Raw genomic sequence first — 6,202 nt, forward strand, 5'->3', positions numbered from 1 at the left:
GACGATTGCCTCCGTCGGGTTCGACTTATGGAGGAACCCGGTTCAGCGGGCGGCCGAGTGTGAAGTACCTCACATGCGTCTTGCCGCACCTGCGCTATGAATGCGGTCATGCGGTGATGGGCTGCGTGAGGATCGCAGCGATGACGATGCGGCGTATGATGACGTGGTGGTTCTGGTTCGTGCTGTCGGGACGATTTATCGATCGTTTCCTGAGCCTGCCGCGCGGGCCGCGGAACTAGCCGAAAAGCTCAGCTCTGCCCAATCAGCTTCCGGAGCGCCGCCGCACCGTCCTGCACGGCATCGCGCCCCTTCCAGGCCAGGTAGGTCAGCTTGCCCGCAAGCGAGTCATGGCTGCGCAGGCGGCGCGAACCGAGGATATGGCCGACATTGGCCGGGAAGCGGCTGACCTCGGCGGCCACGAGGGAAGCGATTGCATCCATCAATTGCTGGAGGCGGATGCCCCACTCGGACGGCTCGATCTCGTCGATGCGGACCTTGAGCGCATGTTCGGTGTCATAGATCTCGGCGAGCAGGTCGCGTGCGATCAGCACCCTGTTATGCTTGAGCGCGACCCGGAGCGCGAGGCGCTTGTCGTCGAGCCGGTCGAGTACCATCGGAACCGTAATGGCATAGGGCGTGGCGGCGATGTCGGCGGCGGTTTTGGTCGGCGCGGCCCTGGTGGCGAGGCGGATCAGCTGCCAGGGCGTCTTCAGCCGCCGCGCGACCAGCGCCAGCGCAAAGGGCAGGGCCTCGGGATTGGCCTTCCTGAAGGCATCGAGGCGTGCGGTGATCTGCGCCACCTGGCCATCGTCGAACTTCGAGAAATTCTCGGGCAGCTTCTCGTTGAATTTCACCAGCGCGGCGTTCGCGCGCAGCACTTGCAGCATCTTGGTCACGTCGTCGAAGGCGAAGCGCGAGGCGGTGTATTGCCCGAGCTTGGCGCGGGCAAGCTCGGTGCCGTCGGGCGAAGCGAGCGTGTTCTCGAGGACCTTGATGACCTTGATCTGGAACGCGGTCGCAGTCTTCTGCACGTCCTTCGGGTTATTGGCGGCGACCTGGTCGTTGATCGCCTTGATGTAGTCGCGCGCCATGGTCGGCAGCAGGTCGCGGCAGATCCACTCCCAGATCGGCGTCAGCGTGTTGCGCGAGATCCGTCCCAGATTCGCGTGCTCGGGCGCCCCGTCCATCAAGAGCGGCTCGAGCGGAGCGAAGAAGGAGCGCGACGGATTGGTGGCGCGCGCCTGGGTCGAGCCGTCCTTGCGGAATTCGGCGCGCAGCTTCGCCTGGATGTCGGGCGAGCCCGGCATATCGATGCCGCACAGCTCAAGCCGCTCGAGCTCGCTGAGCAGACAGCTTCGCGACAGCGGCGTCAGCCGCTGCAAAAATTCCCAGAGCTGTTCGACCTGACTCATGGCACGCAATTTTCCGCAACTTTTCCGGAACCGTGACTGGTTCGTCGCGTGGAGGCATTTGCGCGCTCTCAACTGCGCCCCAGAAAAGCAAGTCACTGTTAATTAATTGGTAAAGTCGTACGGCATGGCCGTCCGCCGCCGCTCTGACGTTAACAGCGGAGTCTGGAAGATGCCTGAGATTTAGGCAGGTTTTGCAACCGACGCGCGGCCCGCTGCCCGTCTCGGCAAGCATGACTTGCGCCATCGCCCGGGATCTAGCACAAAACTGTCAAAATCACCGTAGTCTTACGGAACGAAAAGTTAACCACGATTCGGCCCGGGTTCCGCTAAACGAATCACATGGGGCATCAGAATGATCCGATCGCTGATTCGCGATCGCCGGCTTGGTACGAAAGCAGCAGTTCTCCGCACGAAGAGCTCGAACTCGCCCGGTTGAACGCCGCCCGCGCCAAGGCCTCCGAGGAGACCGCCACTGCGATCGCCCTCGAGCTCAACGGCCCCCTGACCGCCCTTCTCCTCTATATGGGCGAGATCAAGCACCACAGCGACCAGCTTTCCCCGGTGTCCGCCGATCGGGCCTATTTGCAACGCGTGGTCGAGAATGCACTGGCGCAGACCGAGCGTGTCTGCTCGCTGGTCAAGCAGCTCGGCGGCGCGCCGCGGAACGGAGTGTCAGGGACCGACGACGCCGAAGCGAAGGCCGCCCGCGCGCCGCTCGCCCTGCGCCCGGCCAGCAGCGAACCCTCCGGCTCGCACGGCTCGAAGCGGTTGACCCGGCGCGAACGCGAGGTGTTGCGGCTGATCAGCGAAGGCTATTCGAACAAGCAGGGCGCGCTGCGCATGCAGATCAGCCCCCGCACCTTCGAGAGCCATCGCGCGGAGGCCATGCGCAAGCTCGGGGCGCGCAACACCGCGGATCTGGTCCGCGCAGCGCTGCTGCATTCGATCGATTGAGGCGGGAGGCGGCGGGCCGGCTGCCAGCCCAATGTCAGTAATAGTCGTCTGCGAAGGGACGCACGCGCGAGCTCGGACGCAACGGCTTCATCTCGTCCTTCGGCGCGCTCGGGATGATCGTGATGGTCCAGCACGGCGGGATGCTCGATTCCTTTTCCAGCACGGAGCGCACGAAGCCGGTCACCGTCTCCTCGCCCGACTTCACCGTCGCCATGCGGCCGTTGAACTGAGCGATGCGGAAGCGGCGGACTTCCTTCTGGTCCGCGGTTTCATAGGTGAACATGGAAACCCTCCTGGTCTCGCGCGACGATCGCCACCTATGATTAGCCAAATGTTGATTAGCCATGTGTGAAAATCCCAAGCCGTAGAAGTACGGCGGGATTTTGCGCGAGGGATCAGGCGTCTGCCTCGCGTGCTGCGGCGTAGGCTTTCGCCATCATGTCCACCAGCTTGCGGTAGGCCTCGTCGTCGAGCGCAGCCGCGTCTCGTTCGAGCTGCTGGGCGAGCGCCGCGAGCCGCTGATAGCCGAAGCTGCGCGCCGCGCTCTTCAGCGAATGGGCTTCGCGTTCGATCCGAGCGCGCTGCTGCGCAAGGTCGAGACCGCCGAGCAGCTTCAGGCGCGCATCGGTCTCGCTCCGGAACACGGCGCGGACTTCGCCGGCCCCGTCCTCTCCGATCTCGCGCACTAGCGCCTGGAAGGCGCCGGGGTCGAGTGCCGGCTCGTCGGCAGGGGAGAATTCGGCAGACAGCAGGGCAGCAGCTTCGCGCATGAGACGGTTCTAGCAGCTGAATGTCTACGCCCTGTAAATTTCATGCCTGGTGGCGGCTTTCGGCTCATCGTGGCCCAAGCAGCCGGTCGTACTGCGCCTTCACCCTGGCGTAGCATTCGCACGCGGTCTGGCGCAGCCCGTCGAGATTGTTGATCTGGATGTGGCCGCGGCTGTAGTGGATGAAATTGGCATGTTGCAGCGTGTTGGCGACCAGCGAGACGCTGTTGCGCCGTGCGCCGATCATCTGCGCCAGGTTCTCCTGGGTCAGCAGCAGCCTGACGTCACCCGACAGGTCGTGGATCTGCAACAGGCACCGTGACAGCCGCGACTCCACGGGATGAGCGGCATTGCAGCCGGCGGTCTGCTGGACCTGCGCATAGACCGCGAGCCCGTGGCGCGTCAGCAGCGTCCGCAATGAGGAACTCCGGTCGGCCGCCGCCTGCAACCGGTCGAGGTCCATCACCGAGGCCGTGCCGCCGACCAGTACCACCGCGCCGTTCAGCGCGCTCGCATCGCCCATCGCTGAAAATGCTCCGAGCAGGCTGTCGCGGCCGATCATCGCGACCTGCACATGCTCGCCCCTGGTGAGTTCCACGACCAATGAGATCACGCCGCGATGCGGAAAGTAGGCGCGCTTGAGTATTTCGCCCGTCTCCACCAGCACGGCCTCATGAGCCAGATCGGTGATGCGCAAGTGCGGGCGGATCAATTCATAATCATCCGCCGACAAAGCAGACAGGAAACCATTGGATGGACGCACCATCGTTTCCATAACTGCCTCCCGTCGTTCCCAGCCGGCGAAGCATCCGCCATCCTCACACGGGGTTTATGGCGCGCATCATGTGCCTTCCGGGATATGTTGGCAATTGGGCATATAGCGTTCCCAGGGGCGTGAGCAGCCTGTGTGCACGTCGGCATGCACATGTAATTGCGTCACCACGACGCAGCCTGCCGGCTCATGGAGCGGATACCAGCAGCCGTCCATAGACATGTTTCACCGCGCCGTAACACGCACAGCATGTTGCCTCCAACGCATGGGAGTCCGTGATTTCGATCTGGCCGCGGCTGTATCGGATGATGCCGGCACGCTGCAACGAATGCGCCACCAGCGAGATCGCGTTGCGTCGCACGCCGATCATCTGCGCCAGCAACTCCTGTGTTAGTGGAACGGTCGCGCTGTCGCAGAGGTCGCGGGCGCGCAGCAGCCAACGCGCAAGGCGCGCTTCGGCTGGGTGTAGCGTGTTGCACAGCACCGATTGTTGTGCGTGGGCCAGCGGCGCCTGTTCGTGCCGGACCATCAGGCGACGGAACCGCGAGCTTTGATTGGCGATAGCGCAAAATGCAGTGCAGTCCAAGCTGACCGCCGTGCCAGGAAACAGCACGAACGCGTCCGCCAGCGCGGCCGAGCCGGCCAGCGCTGCGCCGCTGCCGATGACGCTGTCGCGGCCCAGCATCGCCACCTCGATCGTCTGCCTCTCTGCGAGATTGACCGTCATCGAGACCGCGCCGCGAAGCGGGAAGTAGACCTGCTTTGGCCGAGCGCCGTCCACGCCCAGAAGCATCTCCCTGACCAGCTTGACGGTCGCGAGGTGGGGCTCCAGCAGCGCGAAGTCTGCTGCATCGAGCGTCCTGAGCAATTGATTGGCTGGGCGACCGCTTGCAGTCATGCGAAATCAATCCGGCGCTGCGGTTCGTCGTCACGCCGCGCGCTGCGTGTCGTGGTGCTGTTGCACGGCTGATCCACGATACAACGCAAGTTGTGTATTGGTCTATTTACACGTTGGTGAGCAGGTTCGCCCCGCCGCATTTTCGACGGAAATGAGAAGCTACGCCGATTGCTGAATCGCAGCGGGGGAGCAGGCGCGTCGGATCCTGCGCGAACCATCATGGGGTAAGGGTCTGTTTACCTCAAATGCCCATCGCACGCGTCGCGAGCGGGACAGCAATCACCGACCTAATGGGCGGTGACGGAAGCTGATGATTTGATTCATCCGCGCGGCGCCGGCATAGCGCCTTTCACCGCCGAGGCTTTCTTTTGCGGAGCGTGCCGCGACGCCAGCGTCCGGTTTTTGTCGCAAGCCGCCACGGCGCAGCGCCAAACGACAAAGTTGTCTTCAATATCCGTATTAGCACGGAGGCCGAAATTAACGCGGCCGTGAAATGCGATGTCTAACGATCGAGGGGAGGGCATTGCGTCCGATCGTGAGAAGGCGGTCAGGCGTCACCACGACACCCTCCGCCTGGCAAAGATGCCGGTCGCGAGCGGCCGTTAGGCAGTCGCGAACAAGGCCGGGAAGCCGGCAGCGAGTCCGAGGTTGGTAAGGCGTATTCCATGGATGATCTGTTGCGGGAGTTTTTGACGGAGACCAGTGAGAGCCTGGACACCGTCGACAATCAGCTGGTGAAGTTCGAGCAGGAGCCGAACAACGCCAAGATCCTGGATAACATCTTCCGCCTGGTTCACACCATCAAGGGGACCTGCGGCTTCTTGGGATTGCCGCGGCTCGAAGCGCTGGCGCATGCCGGCGAGACGTTGATGGGCAAATTCCGCGACGGCATGCCGGTGACCGCCGAGGCGGTGACGGTGATCCTGTCGTCGATCGACCGCATCAAGGAGATTCTGGCCGGGCTCGAGGCAACCGAGGCCGAGCCCGAGGGCACCGACCGCGACCTCATCGACAAGCTGGAAGCGATGGTCGAGCAAGGCATGGCGGCGATGTCCGGCTCGGCGCAGCCGATGCAGGCTTCCGGCGCCGCACCCGTCGCTGATGCCCCGCCGCTCGCGCCGGAAGCGCCGGCCGCCGCTGCGCCGGCACCCGCAAAGGAGATGACCCAGGGCACGCTGATCGAGCAGACGCTGGAGCGGCCCCTGCGTCCGGGCGAGGTGTCGCTCGACGAGCTCGAGCGCGCCTTCCGCGAGACCGCGATCGAGGTGTCCGCGCCGGCTGCCGCTCCTGCCGCCGCACCCGCGCCGGCCCCAGCGCCTGTCGCGAAGGAAGCGAAGGCCAAGGAGGCGAAGGTCAAGGAGGCAAAAGCCGCGCCCAAGAAATCGATGGCGGATGAGAG

At 64.1% G+C, this 6,202-nt stretch carries 8 protein-coding genes; 3 read left to right on the forward strand and 5 right to left on the reverse strand.

The features are described 5' to 3' along the window. Positions 1–59: 59 nt before the first annotated feature. On the forward strand, positions 60–239 hold the full coding sequence (locus Q3C01_RS26715) for a hypothetical protein (RefSeq protein ID WP_458148273.1): 180 nt from the start codon (positions 60–62) through the stop codon (positions 237–239). 9 nt (positions 240–248) lie between these two features. Here Q3C01_RS26715 and Q3C01_RS26720 read toward each other — a convergent pair whose 3' ends face one another. Then, on the reverse strand, positions 249–1,412 hold the full coding sequence (locus Q3C01_RS26720) for a hypothetical protein (protein WP_458148274.1): 1,164 nt from the start codon (positions 1,410–1,412) through the stop codon (positions 249–251). A gap of 339 nt (positions 1,413–1,751) precedes the next feature. Here Q3C01_RS26720 and Q3C01_RS26725 point away from each other — a divergent pair, with 339 nt between their 5' ends. Continuing rightward, a complete protein-coding gene (locus Q3C01_RS26725; protein WP_458148275.1) occupies positions 1,752–2,366 on the forward strand; it encodes a LuxR C-terminal-related transcriptional regulator in 615 nt (204 codons plus the stop codon). A gap of 34 nt (positions 2,367–2,400) precedes the next feature. Here Q3C01_RS26725 and Q3C01_RS26730 read toward each other — a convergent pair whose 3' ends face one another. The 4 genes from Q3C01_RS26730 to Q3C01_RS26745 form a co-directional block, all read right to left on the reverse strand. Then, positions 2,401–2,649, reverse strand: coding sequence for a hypothetical protein (locus Q3C01_RS26730; RefSeq protein ID WP_458148276.1), 249 nt, complete (start codon positions 2,647–2,649; stop codon positions 2,401–2,403). 112 nt (positions 2,650–2,761) lie between these two features. Next, positions 2,762–3,136: an Hpt domain-containing protein gene (locus tag Q3C01_RS26735; RefSeq protein WP_458148277.1), complete on the reverse strand. Its 375-nt coding sequence runs from the start codon at positions 3,134–3,136 to the stop codon at positions 2,762–2,764. A gap of 64 nt (positions 3,137–3,200) precedes the next feature. Then, a complete protein-coding gene (locus tag Q3C01_RS26740) occupies positions 3,201–3,908 on the reverse strand; it encodes a Crp/Fnr family transcriptional regulator (RefSeq protein WP_458148278.1) in 708 nt (235 codons plus the stop codon). Between the two features lie 184 nt (positions 3,909–4,092). Next, positions 4,093–4,773 carry a Crp/Fnr family transcriptional regulator gene (locus Q3C01_RS26745; RefSeq protein ID WP_458148279.1) on the reverse strand — a complete coding sequence of 227 codons (681 nt, stop codon included), beginning with the start codon at positions 4,771–4,773 and terminating at the stop codon, positions 4,093–4,095. 695 nt (positions 4,774–5,468) lie between these two features. On the opposite strand from Q3C01_RS26745, the gene Q3C01_RS26750 reads away from it, so the two are divergent. Then, a partial coding sequence (locus Q3C01_RS26750) for an Hpt domain-containing protein (protein ID WP_458148280.1) occupies positions 5,469–6,202 on the forward strand: 734 nt, incomplete at its 3' end.

This window comes from Bradyrhizobium sp. UFLA05-109, assembly GCF_054185165.1.